This window comes from Pedobacter sp. UYP24, from assembly GCF_054057295.1.
Genome location: NZ_JBSRZD010000002.1, coordinates 153553 through 170871 on the forward strand (window position 1 = coordinate 153553; position 17319 = coordinate 170871).

Below are 17319 nucleotides of genomic sequence, written 5' to 3' on the forward strand. Positions count from 1 at the left end.
TCTATATGTATCTGTTAATTAAATTCTCCATGTATTCTTGTCTGCCGCTAATTTTTGCAGGCTCGCCTTTTTCAATGGCATACTCACGAAGGTCTTCTAATGAAAGTTTTCCGGCAGTAAATTCTGCTCCTTTACCTGTCTCAAATGACGCATAACGATCAGTACGGATCTTTTTGTATTCAGATTTTTCTAAAATCTCACTAGCAATAATCAATGCTCTTGCAAATAAATCCATACCACCAACGTGTGCATAGAAAAGATCAGCTGGATCTGTAGAGTTTCTGCGGATCTTCGCATCAAAGTTAATACCGCCACCTTGTAAACCACCGGCTTCCAAAATGATCAGCATAGATTCTACCAGTTCATTAATGTTGTTCGGGAACTGATCTGTATCCCATCCATTTTGATAATCGCCACGGTTAGCATCAATTGAACCCAACAAACCTGCATCTGCAGCTACTTGTAATTCATGTTGGAAAGTGTGACCAGCTAAAGTAGCATGGTTTACTTCCAGGTTTAATTTAAAATCACCCATCAAATCATATTTCTGAAGGAAGCCCAATACAGTAGCCGCATCATAATCGTACTGGTGTTTAGTTGGTTCGCATGGTTTAGGCTCAATAAAGAATGTTCCTTTGAAACCGTTTCTGCGCGCATAGTCTTTTGAAGCATGCAAGAATTTAGCAAAGTTGTCTTGCTCACGTTGCATATTGGTGTTTAAGAGCGACATATATCCTTCTCTTCCACCCCAGAATACATAGTTTTCTCCACCTAATGCAATAGTTGCATCTATTGCAGCTTTAACTTGAGCAGCACCATGAGCCAATACATGGAAATCAGGATTGGTAGATGCACCATTCATATACCTTGGGTTAGAGAACAAGTTCGCAGTTCCCCAAAGTAACTTAATGCCTGTTTGTGCTTGTTTTTCTTTGGCATAATCCACCAAAGCTTGTAATCTGCGGTCGTTCTCTTTAATGTCTAATCCGTAATCAACCACATCTAAATCGTGGAAGCAATAGTATGGAAGGTTCATTTTAGTCAAAAACTCAAAAGCAGCATCCATCTTATCTTTTGCACGTGCAACAGGTTCAGACTTTACATCCCATGGGAAATTATGTGTTGGCGCGCCAAATGGATCTGCACCATTACCGCAGAAGGAATGCCAATAGGCTCCGGCAAAGCGAAGGTGGTCTTTTAATGTCTTACCTCCTATTACCCTTTCTGCATCATAATACCTAAATGCTAATGGATTATCACTGCCCGGTCCTTCAAATTTTACTTGTTCAATTCCTTTAAAAAATTCGTTTTCAAAATTAAGTGCTGACATATTACAATGTTTTATTTGTGGTTCTAATTGTTTACAGATGCTAATTGTTGTTTAAGGATTTCTTTCCAATCCTGGTAGGGTGCTTCTAAAGCATTTCCTGATGGTTCGACTACTTTAAGCGGTTTTTTGTAACTGAATGCTTCTCCTGCAGATTGGTAAATACCTGCACCAATACCTGCACCAATGGCCGCTCCAAAGCTACCGTCGTTCTCATAAAGCTCTACCGGTACGCCTGTAATGTTTACAAACGATTGGGTAAATACCTCACTTAAAAACAGGTTTGATTGTCCGGCTCTGATTACGGCAGGCTCCATTCCGTTTTCCCTTAAAATATCGAGGCCATAACGGAACGAGAATGCAATGCCTTCTTGTACCGCACGAAAAACATGTGCGCTAGAATGCAGGTTAAGGTCTATGTTACGTAAGTGTGCGCCTGCTATTTTGTTGTTCAGCATACGCTCTGCACCATTGCCAAAAGGCAACACGCGTAAGCCTTCGCTTCCAGGTGCTACAGCAGCTGCTGCTTTATTCATTGCCGGGTAACTTAAATCAGCACCTGCCAGGTTCTTTGTCCACCTGTTCATGCTACCCGTTCCATTGATACACAACAATACGCCTAAGCGTTGTTTTTCTATACTGTGGTTTACGTGGGCAAAGGTATTTACCCTGCTTTGCTTGTCGCACAGCAACTGATCTGTTACGCCGTAAATCACGCCTGATGTTCCTGCGGTTGCAGCCACTTCTCCTGGCTCTGTAACATTTAATGAAAGTGCATTATTTGGCTGATCTCCTGATTTGTATGACACCGGAATTCCTTCCTTCAAACCAATCTGCTCAGCTACTGATTTACTCAGGTATCCGTGTGCAGAAAATACAGGGTTCACCTGCGGGATCAATGCCTCATCAAAGCCGTAATGCTTCATGACATCTTTAGAGAGCTCATTTTCCTTGAAGTCCCAAAAGATACCCTCAGACAATGCTGAAATACTTGTGGTTACCTCCCCTGTCAGCTTAAAAGCAATGTAATCTCCAGGTAGCATTACCTTTTTGATCTTTGCATAAAGCTCCGGCTGGTTGGCTTTTACCCAGGCCAGTTTAGAAGCCGTAAAATTACCTGGCGAATTCAACAAATGCGCTAACGCGCGATCTCTTCCTATTGCTTCCATCGCCTGATCGCCAATCTCTACCGCGCGACTGTCGCACCAGATGATACTGTTTCTCAGGCTTTCTCCTTGTTCATCTATGACTACCAACCCATGCATCTGGTAGGCAATGCCAATGGCAGCAATATCTGCAGGATTATATTTGATCTTTTGATTACAACCGATAATAGCTTTTTGCACATGCTCCCACCACATGTTGGGATCTTGCTCTGCCCAGCCGTGTTGCGGGGTCAGGATTTCTGATTCTGTATCGGGATATTGGGCTGTTGCCAGGATGCTGCTATCCGCAGCATCCACAACAGAAACTTTTATAGATGATGTGCCTACATCAATACCTAGTAACAGCATATATGTAATTATTGATTTAGCTGATCGCTACCTTCTTTTTTCTTGAATTCATATAAAATACCAATCCGCCGAATGCGAAAATCAGTATGATTGGAAGGATAAGGGTTACTTGTAACACCTCCGGACCAGCAAGATTCTTGGCTGCGCCAAGTGCTGTTGCCTGGGCCGTCCCTTCTGTCGCGGCAGAATAGGTAGCCAAATCCGCACCGCCAGGTAAATGTTTAACCACTAGTCCGTCATAATAGCTTCCCATAAATATGGTAAATACCGATACTGCAAACATACCTGCACCGCCCAGTAAATTTAAACCAAGGGCACCAGATTGTGGAATGTTTTCTGCCACAAAACCAATCATGGTAGGCCAGAAATAACATACGCCAATTCCAAATACTACTGCAGCAAAGAAAATAGAGTTACCTGTAAACGTACTTAACATGTACAATCCCGCTGCCGAGAATATGGCAGAAAATAATAATACGCCTGATGGTGCTAGCTTTTTAACAATAGGCTTAGCAAATGCACGACCCAATACCTGCATTCCTGCGGTTAAGGTAACCAGCAATATGGCGTTTTCTGTCACGTTTTTAAGCAACAAGCTGATCCACTGACCGGTAAATAACTCTGTAATACCTGTCATGAACATACAAACTACCATAAATAGGAACAATGGCGAAAGTACCGCCTTGTACATATCTGAACTTGAGTAGCCTGATGATACACGTTCTGTAACCGGAAACTCCAGTCTGGAGAATAAGAATCCATAAATTAAGGTAGGGATTAGCATCACTGCTACTTGTACCTGCCATCCAATACCAAGATGTACCAATAGTGTTACCAATAGCGTACCGATAACTATACCGCCCGGGAACCACAAGTGAAAGTAATTTAAGCGGGTAGTTTTGTCTTCAGGATATAAGGTTGCAACCAATGGATTACAAGCTGCTTCTACTGTTCCATTTGCGATACCAATTAAAAGGGTAGAGAAAAATAGTGTCCAGTAACCCTGAGCAAAAATAGTAAGGGCAATACCTGCAAGGTGAAAAACAAAGGCCATAACCAATAAGCGTTTCATACCGATAATATCCACGATAAACCCGCCTACTATTACTGCTAAGGGGAATCCCCAGAACGCAGTTGCCGTAATGGTTCCTAATTGAGTAGCGTTTAATTGAAAGTCTATTCCAAGCTGACCCATCATCCCGGCACGGATACCGAAAGAGAGCGAGGTTACTAAAAGTGCCAGACAGCTTGCCCAGAATAGTTTTGATGTTTGAATGTTTGCCATATATTTGGTTGTAGTGGTTACAGGGTAATAGTTGCTAAATATGTAATTATTTTTTCAAAGCATCAAGTTCCTTTATTGTCCATGGTTTATTTCGCTCTCCTACTAAGGCTCTAACTTTCTTTACATCAGCAGGTTTAACTACTGATGCTTTATTACCCATATCATTTCTGATATAACTTAATACGGATGCAATATACTCATCCGTGTTAAAACCCAAGGCAGGCATTACATCTGCGTAGTTTTTACCATCAATCGGACCAGATAGGCCATGAAGTAGTATTCTGATTAGTTTTTCCGGGTCGCCATTCAGGTCCTTAGCACCTGCTAGTACCGGAGCAGGCATTCCTTTACCACCGCTAATCACGCCTTTTCCTTCTGCACCATGGCAGGTGGCACACAGCTGTTTAAATATCGTGGCACCTTCCATTATGGTTTGCTGATCGGCCTGAGCCAATTTCTTATTCTCTAAATCTCTTGCCACACGTGCACTTATTTGATTTTGATATTTATTTTGAGATGCTACCATAGCCAAATCAGCCGGATGTGCAGCTACCAAATCCTTTTTAATTTTATTAGATTGATCTGATTCATTAAACCTTAGGGTTAATGCCAGCTGATAACGCACATCTGCACTTTCATCATTTTTAAGGAATGCTAATGCATTTACCAATTGCTCATCTCCTTTTCTTACCGCTTCATCACAAATCCAAACTGCAGTTTTACGTACCTGTGCATTTTTATCCTTTAAGGCACCAAGCAAAGTTTGCCTGTCCAGTGCTTCTAAACCGTTTAAAGTCCACAAAGCATGGATCCTGACCAAGGGAGAGGTAGCAGTAGTGGCCATTGTTTTTAAAGCAGGTGCGATGCTCTTATCACCCCTAATTACCAAAATCTTTTGGGCATTTTCCCGCCACCATCCGTTTGGATGTGCTAGGTATTGCACCAACTGCGCACTTGGTATGCTCAGCATGCGTGGCAAGGTTTTATCGGGTTTTATCCCATCATATACCACACGGTATATCCTACCTCTGCCAATGTTTTTATCTAATCCCCTCCTGGTAATTTGTGGTCTAAGGTAACTTCCGGGTTGCGTCCAGGCGCTTTCTTGTATAATACCACGGTACATATCTACGATATATAAGCAGCCATCCGGACCAGTAGCACTATTTACCGGTCGGAAATTCATGTCTGTTGAGGCTATAAACTCTTCTTTATTGTAGGCGTTTTTGAGGGTAATCTTTCCGTTGGTATTGGTTACCTTGGCGCGTCTTATTAAGCGTCCTACCGGCTCACAAATCAACAGATCTCCATCCATATCTGCAGGCAGGGAATTTCCTTTAAATATCGACTGACCGGTACATGCCGTAAAATGGTTAAGCGTACTATCCGGACGAAGTCTGCCTATGCCTCCCTGCACATCTGAGGTAGAGATCAATGGCCATACTGCCTGAAATTCGTTGTCGTATTGATCGCCAAAGTCTAAACTCCCATAATAAGGGTTTTGCTGGAAGTTCAATGCCGGAGCTTCTCCACCGGCAGCAGAAAAGTACAACCTGCCGTAGTTATCGTTAGCCAGCCCCCACTGTCCACCCGGACCTTCATGCAGGTATTCAGATTTGAGCATGCCGTTATCAAACTTATACCGCACATTTTCTACAGTAACATAAATCTTGTTGTCCAGGTTCCAAACCAGGCCACTTCTTTGGTGCTCCAGGTTATTTTGGTTCTTTGTTTCGTTACTAAAAACCTTTTTCTTTTCATCTGCCTTACCATCACCATTGGTATCCCTATAGCTGTAAATGCTATTGTCGTACGTTTCTGCTACCAGCAAGCGATCATCAAGCGTCATAATCATTCTTGGCAACAGCAGGCTATCGATAAATACAACAGCTTTATCCATTTTACCATCACTGTTGGTGTCTTCCAATCTTTTAATCGTACATACCGGCTTGCCTTCGCCTGTACCGTTGGCATCCTGCATGTATGTATTCATTTCGGCTACAAATAAACGCCCATTACCGTCCCACGCAATAGCTACCGGCTCATGAATCATCGGTTCACTAGCTACAAGCTCCAGGTGATAGCCTTTCTGGAGATGTATGGTTTTCATACTTTCCTGGGGACTAAGGTAAGCGGGAGAAGGATTAAGGTTTACGATGATCTTTCCAGCTGCATCGCGCTGCAATGCTGTTTGTGTAACCTTGCAGGTAATAGCCAGCAAGGATAACCCGACTAAGCAGATTATAGATTTTCCCTTCATGAATCAATTGGTGTTACAGGTTTATAAATAGTTAGTATGAAGGTAATACATATATCCAATTACTTGAATATATGTATCATAAACTATACAAGCAATCTATTCAGCTATTTTACACCCCACTTCTTGTTTGGTAATGGACCCATTTCCAGCTCCAGCTTACCACCAGCAACTAATTGTTCATGCGTAAACCAAGGTGTATTTATTGGCTGACCGTTAAACTTAGCACTTTGTATGTATTTATTGATTCCAGAACATTTGTTGGCAATCATAGAAAACTGCTTACCATTTGGCAAATCAATAGTTACCTTTTCAAACACCGGACTACCTATCGTATAAACTGGATTTCCAGGTGTTACAGGATAAAAACCCATGGAAGAGAATACCACAAAGGCAGACATACCGCCACCATCTTCATCGCCCGGAATACCGAATACATTGTCCTTATACCAGGTATCCAGTAAAAAACGTATTTTCTTTTGTGTTTTCCATGGTGATGAGGTGAAATTAAACAAGTAAGGGATATGGAAACTAGGCTCATTGCCCATAGAATACTGGCCGTTTATTCCTGTAAAATCAGGAAACTTTGCCCAAAGCTCGTACTTACTTCTGCCAAGTGGCTCACGGAAAAGCTGATCAAGCTTGGCCTCAAAGCTTGGCACACCGCCAAACAAATCAATCAAACCCTTAACATCATGCTGTACCTGCCATAGGTAAGTCCAGCCGTTGTTCTCATCATAGTAATCTCTACCACCCATTCCACCATCAAACTTAGGATCTATTTTAACCCAGTTGCCTTCATTGTCCTTAGGCAAAAACATTTGCGTTTTCGAATCCCAAAGGTTCTTATAGTTATTTGCGCGTCCGGAGAATTTGGTAAAATCAGCTGTTTTATCCAACTCTTTAGCAAACTGACCAAGCGCCCAATCGTCATAGCTATGGCCCAAAGTAATGGCCACCGCCTGGCGTTTTTCAAAACCATGTACCGTTGTATTCGTTTCCTTCTCGCCTATTTTTAAAGAAGGGAAGTAACCTTTATCATAGTAAAAATCTTCAAGATCAGTCTTAGGTCCGTTTTTCCATGGCAGCATTGTGGCTTGGGTCGCATTTTTATACATTCCCTCATAAGCAGCCTTAACATCATAATTACGGATTCCTTTGCGGTAGGCATCCAGAAAAGTTATGGTAGAATGGAAACCATTCATACAAGGATTATCGCCATACAACAATGGGAAAGTTGGCACCCAGCCACTTTGTTTATACATATCTACATAAGAGTTCAACATATCTCCCTCTTGTGCAGGATTTAAAATCGTCCTTAATGGATGTTGCGCTAAATAAGTATCCCATACCCAATCATCTACAAAGAATGGCCTATTGGTGGTATGAATTTTTTTATCGTAACCACTATAGTACTGACCGTCTTCAGTAATGTCTACCATCCGCTCATAGCAACGGTATAGGGCGGTATAAAATGACCTCTTTTGTGCATCTGTACCGCCAGTAGCACCAATTTGGTTGATTACTTTAGCCCATGCAGCTTCTCCAATTTTAGATTGTTGATCAAAAGAAACATCCTTCAGTTCATTGTTAAAGTTCTTTTTAGCCTGTTCTGCACTGATGAACGACAATGCATATCTAAATTCAATAGTATTGGGTGCTTTACTATCGAAGCTTACCAATAACCGATCACCATCTTTCTGAGCAGTAGCACTGGCATTGAAAGTACCATACATAAATACCTTTACACCATCCCAGGTTTCTACACCAGTAATTTCTTTATCAGTAGTTAATTTATAGTCGCTAAAACCACCATTGTATCGATCCAGGATCAAAGCTTTAATACTTCCTGTCGGATAAGCAAACTTAAAGATCCCAGCCTTTTTACCCGGAGTAAAATCTACTTTAATGTCATTATCAATCAGATAAGTAGAATAATACCAAGGGCGATTAACTTCCAGATCATGATCATAAGTCATGCGTTTGTTATCCGTAACACTTAGCGTTGGCTTTATGGCAAACACTTGTCCGTTACGGTGAGAAACCACCGTTAATGGAAAGCTGCTGATCTGATCATCAATATAATCGGCACGCTGAGGCGTCATCCTGATCACCTGGTTAGGCAATTGAATCGTTGGTCTGGTTGGCTCCAATATCGCACCAACATTTCCAATACGCGGATCTACATATTTCAAATTACCTGCTCCTGGAAACTGCATTTGTCCAAAAACAACTGCAGAGGGAAAGCAAGCCATTAGCAATACTAAAATTGCCTGGTAAGATTTAGATAGTTTTAGTTTATTCATATCAATCAAATATATATTAAGTCATTAATTTTCGCTTAATAAAAGGTTAATCAGCGTATTAAAATCATTTACCAAGCCACAATAAACTGGATATGATAAATTTATTTTGAATCTCGCTATCGAAAGTATGCGATAGTTCTTTATTAATAGGTCCATGTTCATAGTCCATATCATTATGCCCCATGTTTACATAAACCATTTTGTATTTTTTATTGGTCCAGGCTACCGGGTAATAGCCGCTGTGCCAAATCTCATATTCTTTAGGACCGGTACCCAGCGGGAAACTGCTGCTGTCTATAGACAATAGTATCTTAATATTCGGATTTTTACGCAGGTCGTTTTCCCATCTGTACCATTCATTAGGCGCAGATTTAAAAGTAACCGGCAATTTACTGGTAGCCGGATGCTTAAGATCCTCTACCCTTAAAACCGCAGAAGTTGGTCGCCATGTATTGCTCCCATACCCCCCCGATCCCAAAAATTCCTGATGGTACCAATCCCAGTTTTGCGGATACGTTGATGGTGTTAAGGCAAATGCCGAAAAATGAAAACCCATCCATGCCCCGCCATTTTTCATATAGGCTTCAAAAGCAGCACGCTGTTCGGGCTTTTCCGGTCGGGTATCTAAAAACAACACCACCTGGTATTTCTTAAGAAATTCAGGATTGAGATTGTCCCAGTTGCTGGTAGAATCGTAAGCGAAGTTGTATTTCATACCCATTTTAGGAAACCACTTATTCGCCTCATGCACATAGCTAACATGGGCCTGATCTTCCTTACCGGTATAAAAAGCAATGACATTAAACTTCTTTTTTGCAGACTGAGCGCTTAAAAAAACGGGAATACAAAATAGCGTTAACAGTAAAATAGCGCTTTTTAATGCAGTCAAAGAATTAAATTTCATTTGGTTATTGGGTATGCTGATGAAGATAAGAAAATTTATTCTTATTCGCCAAGCACTTTAATCATACCCAAATAAATGCTGTTCCCCTGCGTTTTACCATCGGCTGAAGCAAAGCTGATATAGCAATGAACATCGTGACCAATATCCGGCCTTACATCTAAGCTGACACCTAAGTCTGATCGATCGCGGTAGTTCATAAAATATGCCGAATCCCCTATGGTCTCATTATAGATCAGGAAATTGACGGTATCACTGCCCTGGCAAAATAGCGATTGTGGTTGTTCCAGCCAGCTCATGGTGATATGGCCATTTTCAGAAACCATTTGAAGACTCTCAGGCCCTTCAACATTTCCTACGCTATACACCAGTTTGGGAAGATTGAGCTTGATCTCACCTTCGCTAACCACAAATGCATGATCACAATTGTAAGAATACGCTGTGTTTATGGGATTACCACCCTTGGCCAGTTTTTTAAATCCTGGAATAACCAACTCTGAAATGTTGTTTAGAAAAACATTAAGCGTAGCAAATTTAAACCGCGACTCCTTTTGTTTAACCGTTCCTTCCTTTGGAGTCTTATTTGTGCGGTAGAGGGAAGTCATCACATCCTGACCACGATGCTTGCGCCCTATTACTGATCCTGTTTTATTGCGGAATGGGCCTAAAATCCCTGTGCTTAAAATTCCCACTATTCGGTTTCCGTTAAATTAATGCTTCCGGTATAACTACTGTCTGATATTTGTTTCCTATCCGCAGAGATAAAGCCGATATAGGTTTCGGCGTATTTACCTCTTAAACTTGGCGATAAGACCAGTTGATCTTCACCTGTAATCCTGTTGTTGCCAAAAAGCTTATGTACGGCCTTGTTTTCTGTTGGGAAGTAAGCAATCATCATCACCTGATCTGTTGACTCTGCCCATGGCATTTTAGGATCTGTATCCCAGGTAAAAGAAATACCCTCCACAGTTGCGATAGCCTTCAAACCTTCGCTGGTTTTGAGCACGCCTCTACTAAACACCAATTTTGGATAATCAATTGTAAAATCAGGATAAACACCTTTTAACATGCTCTTTTTATTCTCCTGAATGGCCAGATTGAAAGCATTTTTATCAGTACCAAGCGCCTCGATACCGAAGCCAACATTGATATAATCCTGTAGCTTGCTGAAAAATTGACTCGAAAGCTTAGTTAACATCCTTGCGCTAAGCTGCGCCGTAGAAGCGGGCTTATAAGACTTACCCACCTTTCTCACTACATTTTTACCATTTAAAACGTAGTAAACCAGGTTATCCACCCTTCCGGTTACTTCGCCATGAAGGCCATTAATCGCAATTCCCATAATTAGTAATTTAACCGCAAGGTAAGCAGACAAACTAACATAAACAAGGTATCTGGCTATTAATATTAACTGATAAACAACTAATAAATAACTGATAAAAAACTAGGTTGCAATATCCTTGCAATATCCTTGAATTATCATTGAAATATCATTTCGTTATCCATTAAGATATTGCAAGGATATTGCAACCATAACGGAACGATACTATAACTAAGTCATTTATTAGTTGTTTGTCTGTATTTTATAAATTTTTATTAGGACTAGGTTAGGAATGAGTGTTACTGGATACCTTAATTGACTGGTAATTTGAGGTGAATGTGGATCATCCCCTGCTAAAATAAAAAGTAGGCATAAAAAAAAGGTGGTCCTTTTGGGACCACCTTTTTACTATAAGACTAATTGTTAACTAGTTGAAGTTGTAACGAAGACCTAATTGACCTTGCCATCTTGAGATGAACGAAGACAACTGATAAGCAGTTCCACCAGCTGGAGGAGCAAAATTAAAAGTACCACCAGTTGTTGCGTTGTAGTTATACTTGATCAAAGTTGATGCTGTATTAGATATAAAGTAAGCTTTTCCCCAATCTTTGTTAATTAGGTTACCAACGTTAGTTACATCAAACGAAATCTGGATATTGTTTTTTGAACCCTTAATAATTGTTCCTAAAGTTTGCATTATTCTTAGATCGAATAGATTTTCCCAAGGCATCCTTGCTCCATTACGAGCAGTATACTTTCCTCTCATTTTACTCAAATAAGGATCATTAGAAATATAGGCATCTAAATTAGCCCATTGAGTAGCAACTGGAATTACAGGAGTTGGATTTAATCCTGTAGTAGCAGGGATATCAGCCAATTTAATTTCAGAAAGATTACGCGGAACATATAATAAATCATTCCCAGTAGAGCCATCCTGGTTTAAGTCACCATCATACAAATACGTAAAAGGAGTTCCTGATTTACCAGAATAAAATAATGAAATGGTTGTAGAAGAAGCTTTTTGCTTACCATAAGCAAGCGTGTAATTTAAGCTTCCAATAACCCTATGGCGAATGTCAAAGTTAGAGATCGCTAAAGGTGGATTGTTAGGTCCGGTTAGTGTTTGAACAAAGTTTGTATTTGAAGAAGCAGTACTACTTGCTCCAGAATTTACATCTTTAGCTTCTCCGTATGTATAAGCTGCAGTTGCGTAAAGACCCATTCCAAAAGCTTTTTGCAATTGTGCAGTTAAGGAATAAGAATCACCTTTACTTGTATTATCTAGATAAAATACGTTTGTAAAAGTTGGATTAACCTTACCACCTGCAGTTGGATAAGCGAATATAGGGCGAGTATCGTTACCAGCAGAAAGATTAGGATTGATTCTTCCTGTAGAGTTCTTTAAGTTTAAATTACTGTAAAGAATGTTGTTGATGGTTTTAGAATAGATACCTTCTAAAGTTGCCATAATACCCAACGGCAATTTGAAATCGGCAGCAAGGTTACTTCTAAACAATTGAGGCATTTTCAAGTTAGGGTTAGCCAAATTAACCTCATAAGTTGTACCTACTGTACCACCAGCTGCTTTTTGATTTGCAGGATCTGCTATAAAAGTACCAGTTCCGTTAGAAGCACTAATCTGCGCAGTTAACATCCCATTATTTGTGAACTGGTTAGATAACCAAACATAAGGAGCACGACTTGTTAATAAAGCAGTACCACCTCTTAATTGGATAGACCTATCGCCAGTTAAATCCCAGTTGAAGCCAACACGTGGAGACACCATGATACGACCGCTAGGAATCTGATCTGTCTTTTGGAAAGCAAATGTAGAAGCAATTAAAGGGTTTGCAGGAGGTGTATCATTTATAATTGGCACATCAGCTCTTAAACCAGCAACCAATTTGAAGCCTGTAAATACATCAATCTCATCCTGAAAGTAAAAACCTAATTGTGCAGCACTAAATCTAGCAGCTGGTCTCGTATCACCGGGAACAATAGAGTAAGTAGAAGCGGCAAAGTTAGGTTTAGCATTATTGGTAAAGTCAGCAAGATTTGAATAAGTATAACTTCCAGCGAAGTTATTCATAAACAAGTTTCTGAATTTAAAAAACTCATTGTGAGTTCCAATTGTAAACGTATGCTTATTAGCGAAAATTTTAAAGTTATCTGTAAACTCAAGTACATTCTGATCAAGTTCATTAGCTGTTGAACTAGCCTCTGAACCAAGTATTACAGAGTTAGCAGGAATACCACCAATACTATTGATTTTTATTTGAGGGAACAACTGGCCTTCAGCAGCTCTGGAATCTCTGATTCTTGAGTAACCGACAATTAAGTTGTTAGACAATCTGTCTGAAATTGAACTTCTTAACTCCAATACAGAATTATTCTGTAAATCATTAAAACGATATAAGCTACTTCCAAAACGGAATGAACTACCACTTCTTGAAATGTTATCATCAAATGCTTTAATGTATTGATGACGAATAGTCAACTGGTTTTTTGCATTGATATTCCAATCTAAACGCGCAAATACCTTATCATTTTGTGTTTGCGAATTAACTAAATCATAAGATCCCGGATTGTAGCCATATCTTGTATTTAATGTATTAACGATAGATTGAGCATCTCCTAAAGGAAGTGCTGATCCTGGATCACCTACGTTAAAAGAAGTTGGCTGTTGAATTCTACCAAGCTCACCATTAACAAAGAAAAACAATTTGTTCTGGATGATCGGTCCACCTAAACGGAAACCATATTGTGTATTGTAAAATTCATTTGCTTTTGTTCTTGCTGCATCAGGACTTCTACCTACTGAATTTTGGTTTCTACCATAGAAGTAGGCAGAACCTTCAAATTTATTAGTACCTGAACGGGTTACTGCATTAATCCCAGCACCAGCAAAGTTACCATTGCTAACATCGTATGGTGATAAAACGATTTGAAGCTCTTGAATTGCATCCAGAGAGATTGGCTGGGTATTAGCCTGACCACCTGGAGCACCATTAGAAGCTAGACCAAATACATCATTATTTACCGCACCATCAATAGAAATATTGTTGTACCTATTATTTGTACCAGCAAATGACTGACCAGAACCTCCGTTGATTGAACCACTAGCCTGAGGTGTTAAACGCGTAAAATCATTTAATGATCGAGATAGGGTTGGAAGACTTTGTAGTTGTTCCTTACTGATATTAGTAGAAGGACCTACACGTTTTCCGTTAAAGTTAGCATCTTTAGTACCTTTTACTTCAACTTCAGTTAACTGATTAGCGTTGTCGTTAAGTTTTACGTTTAATGAAAAAGGCTCACCTAACTTTAAATAAATATCAGTAACTTTTTCTGTTTGATAGCCGATGTAACTGATTTCAATAGTGTACGGACCACCAACACGCATATTGGTGATGGTAAAACGACCATCAGCACTAGTTGTGGAGCTGTAAACCGTTCCAGTTGGTGTGTGGGTAGCTTTAACGCCAGCACCAGGGAGTGATGATTTGGCGTCTTTTACAGTACCTGTTAATGTTGATGTGGTAACCTGCGCATTTACTGCAGCAATTGAACCGACAAAAACGAATAACAAGACTACAATCTTAAATAGTAGAGATTTATTCATACTTCTGTGTTTTGTTTTTTTGTTTTTTTTGTGAATTAATAAAAATTGAGTGTAAGTGCGACAAAGGTATATATTATATTATATCACCTTTTGATTTCAATGTTAAATAATTATTAATAATCGCAGTATTTTTCCACAATTAATACTTAAAAGAAACATGTAAGATTCAGTTTGCCAGCTATTTGAAGTGATTCTATATAATTTGCCCGCTGGGTCCAGGTTAAATGTGAGTTAAAATGACGGAGAATCATTATACTCCAAATATTTTTAGCCTGCTTTAATGAACATTTTTTTCTAATTTTGGACTTTAAGAAAGATTATATTCCTTTATATTAAGATATGAACTACGATTTAATTGTAATAGGCAGCGGTCCGGGCGGATATGTAGCCGCAATCAGAGCTTCTCAGTTAGGTTTAAAAACTGCAGTAATAGAGCGTGAATCTTTAGGTGGTATTTGCCTTAACTGGGGTTGTATACCAACAAAAGCCCTATTGAAAAGTGCGCAGGTGTTTGAATATATTACACATGCTGCTGATTATGGAATTAAAACAGCTGAGGCGGAAGCAGATTTTGCTGCAGTAATTAAACGCAGCAGAGGCGTTGCCGATGGCATGAGCAAAGGTGTTCAGTTTCTGATGAAGAAGAACAAGATCGAAGTGATCATGGGTACTGCAAAGGTTAAACCAGGTAACAAAGTTGATGTTAAGGATGCAGCTGGTGCTTCTAAAGAATATACCGCAACCAATATCATCATTGCTACTGGTGGCAGATCTAAAGAATTGCCTAATCTTAAACAAGATGGTAAAAAAATTATCGGATACAGGCAAGCAATGGTATTACCTGAGCAACCAAAATCTATGGTTGTTGTGGGTTCTGGTGCCATTGGTGTAGAGTTTGCTTATTTCTATGCTACTTTAGGAACTAAGGTTACGATAGTAGAATTTTTAGACAATGTTGTACCAGTAGAGGATGAAGATGTGTCAAAACAATTGCTGCGCAGTTTTAAAAAGGCAGGAATTGAAGTAATGACTTCATCAAGTGTAGAATCTGTTGATACCAGTGGTACGGGTTGTAAAGTACAGGTTAAAACAGCTGCCGGCATGCAAACTTTGGAGTGCGACATCGTACTTTCTGCGGCTGGTGTGGTGGCCAATATAGAGAATTTAGGTTTGGAAGAAACCGGCATCAAAACTGAAAAAGGAAAAGTTGTTGTGGATGAGTTCTACAACACATCTGTTAAAGGTTATTATGCCATTGGTGATATCGTAAGCGGACAATCTTTAGCTCACGTTGCTTCTGCCGAAGGTATTATCTGTGTAGAAAAGATAGCTGGTCATAAACCTGAGCCTTTAGATTACAACAACATACCGGGATGTACGTATTGCAGTCCGGAAATTGCTTCTGTCGGTTATACAGAAAAAGCAGCGAAAGCAGCAGGATATGAACTTAAGATTGGTAAATTCCCGTTCTCTGCATCTGGTAAAGCTAGTGCTTCTGGTGCTAAGGATGGTTTTGTTAAACTTATTTTCGATGCCAAATACGGAGAATTGTTAGGCGCACACATGATTGGTAATAATGTGACTGAAATGATTGCAGAGATTGTTGTGGCGCGTAAACTGGAAACTACAGGACACGAAATCATCAAGTCGGTACACCCACATCCTACAATGAGTGAGGCCATTATGGAGGCCGCTGCTGATGCTTATGGAGAAGTGATCCATTTGTAAAAGGCAAATTGAGTGATCTGCTTTCGGGCTGCATTAATTGTGCTGAAAAAGCACAATGACCGCTAAGCCCTCTCTCAGACACTAAATTTGCTACCGATATATGGAAGGGCTGCTATTACTTAGTGGCCCTTTTTTATTAGCTTTAGTTTATGAATTTGTATACGAAGGGCTATGAATTACAATCGTAGTTTAATTTACATAGAATAGAATCATGAATTTACATACGATTAATACTGGCATGTTTAAATTGGATGGAGGTGCCATGTTTGGTGTTGTGCCGAAATCTATTTGGCAAAGAACCAATCCTGCTGATGCCAACAACTTGTGTAGCTGGGCCATGCGTTGCCTGTTGATTGAGGATGGCGATAGGTTAATCCTGATTGACAATGGTCTTGGAAATAAACAGGACGAAAAGTTCTTTGGTCATTATCACCTCCATGGAGATGATACGCTGGATAAATCGCTTGCAGCCAAAGGGTTTTCTAAAGATGACATTACTGATGTGTTTTTAACCCACCTGCATTTCGACCATTGCGGCGGATCAATTGTTAGGGAGGGCGACAAGCTTCGTCCTGCATTTAAAAATGCATTTTATTGGAGTAATAGTAAACATTGGGACTGGGCAGTGAACCCAAACGAGCGGGAAAGGGCCTCGTTTTTAAAAGACAACATCCTTCCTATACAGGAAAGCGGACAGTTAAGGTTTATTGAAGAAGCTGATGGCGTTATCTTGCATAATGATATCTCGGTAAGGTTTGCATACGGCCATACGGATGCCATGATGCTGCCACAGATTAAATATAAGGACACAACGATTGTGTATATGGCAGACCTTCTACCATCTGTAGGACATATTCCCCTACCCTACGTAATGGCATACGATATGTTTCCATTAAAAACACTGACTGAAAAGAAAACATTTTTTGAAGAGGCTATAGAAAATAACTATATACTATACTTGGAACATGACCCTGAAAATGAGTGTTGTACGTTAAAACAAACAGAAAAAGGCCCCAGAGTTGACCGTGTTTTTTCACTGTTATCAATGTGATAGGTGA

The 17319-nt window shown here is 40.0% G+C and carries 11 protein-coding genes; 2 read left to right on the forward strand and 9 right to left on the reverse strand.

The window, feature by feature from the left end:
* Window position 1 precedes the first annotated feature (1 nt).
* From xylA to ACVWYN_RS05405, 9 genes are all read right to left on the reverse strand, one after another.
* Entirely contained in the window at window positions 2-1330 is a 1329-nt protein-coding gene (xylA, locus tag ACVWYN_RS05365) for a xylose isomerase (RefSeq protein WP_457287803.1), read from the reverse strand.
* Between the two features lie 23 nt (window positions 1331-1353).
* On the reverse strand, window positions 1354-2841 hold the full coding sequence (locus tag ACVWYN_RS05370; protein WP_457287804.1) for a xylulokinase: 1488 nt from the start codon (window positions 2839-2841) through the stop codon (window positions 1354-1356).
* A gap of 16 nt (window positions 2842-2857) precedes the next feature.
* On the reverse strand, window positions 2858-4126 hold the full coding sequence (locus ACVWYN_RS05375) for an MFS transporter (protein ID WP_457287805.1): 1269 nt from the start codon (window positions 4124-4126) through the stop codon (window positions 2858-2860).
* 46 nt (window positions 4127-4172) lie between these two features.
* Window positions 4173-6386 carry a DUF7133 domain-containing protein gene (locus tag ACVWYN_RS05380; RefSeq protein ID WP_457287806.1) on the reverse strand — a complete coding sequence of 738 codons (2214 nt, stop codon included), beginning with the start codon at window positions 6384-6386 and terminating at the stop codon, window positions 4173-4175.
* Between the two features lie 104 nt (window positions 6387-6490).
* On the reverse strand, window positions 6491-8689 hold the full coding sequence (locus tag ACVWYN_RS05385; RefSeq protein ID WP_457287807.1) for a GH92 family glycosyl hydrolase: 2199 nt from the start codon (window positions 8687-8689) through the stop codon (window positions 6491-6493).
* A 64-nt stretch (window positions 8690-8753) separates the two neighbouring features.
* Window positions 8754-9593 carry a ThuA domain-containing protein gene (locus ACVWYN_RS05390; protein ID WP_457287808.1) on the reverse strand — a complete coding sequence of 280 codons (840 nt, stop codon included), beginning with the start codon at window positions 9591-9593 and terminating at the stop codon, window positions 8754-8756.
* Window positions 9594-9634: 41 nt separating this feature from the next.
* Window positions 9635-10282, reverse strand: coding sequence for a DUF6266 family protein (locus tag ACVWYN_RS05395; protein ID WP_457287809.1), 648 nt, complete (start codon window positions 10280-10282; stop codon window positions 9635-9637).
* Window positions 10282-10932 (reverse strand): DUF6266 family protein, encoded by a 651-nt coding sequence (locus ACVWYN_RS05400; protein ID WP_457287810.1) that lies wholly within the window; start codon window positions 10930-10932, stop codon window positions 10282-10284. The genes ACVWYN_RS05395 and ACVWYN_RS05400 overlap by 1 nt, the downstream gene beginning before the upstream one ends.
* 406 nt (window positions 10933-11338) lie before the next feature.
* Entirely contained in the window at window positions 11339-14533 is a 3195-nt protein-coding gene (locus ACVWYN_RS05405; protein ID WP_457287811.1) for a TonB-dependent receptor, read from the reverse strand.
* 339 nt (window positions 14534-14872) lie between these two features.
* On the opposite strand from ACVWYN_RS05405, the gene lpdA reads away from it, so the two are divergent.
* Complete coding sequence (gene lpdA / locus ACVWYN_RS05410; protein ID WP_457287812.1) at window positions 14873-16261, forward strand: dihydrolipoyl dehydrogenase; 1389 nt, start codon at window positions 14873-14875, stop codon at window positions 16259-16261.
* A gap of 211 nt (window positions 16262-16472) precedes the next feature.
* Window positions 16473-17312 carry an MBL fold metallo-hydrolase gene (locus ACVWYN_RS05415; RefSeq protein ID WP_457287813.1) on the forward strand — a complete coding sequence of 280 codons (840 nt, stop codon included), beginning with the start codon at window positions 16473-16475 and terminating at the stop codon, window positions 17310-17312.
* The last annotated feature ends 7 nt before the right edge of the window (window positions 17313-17319 follow it).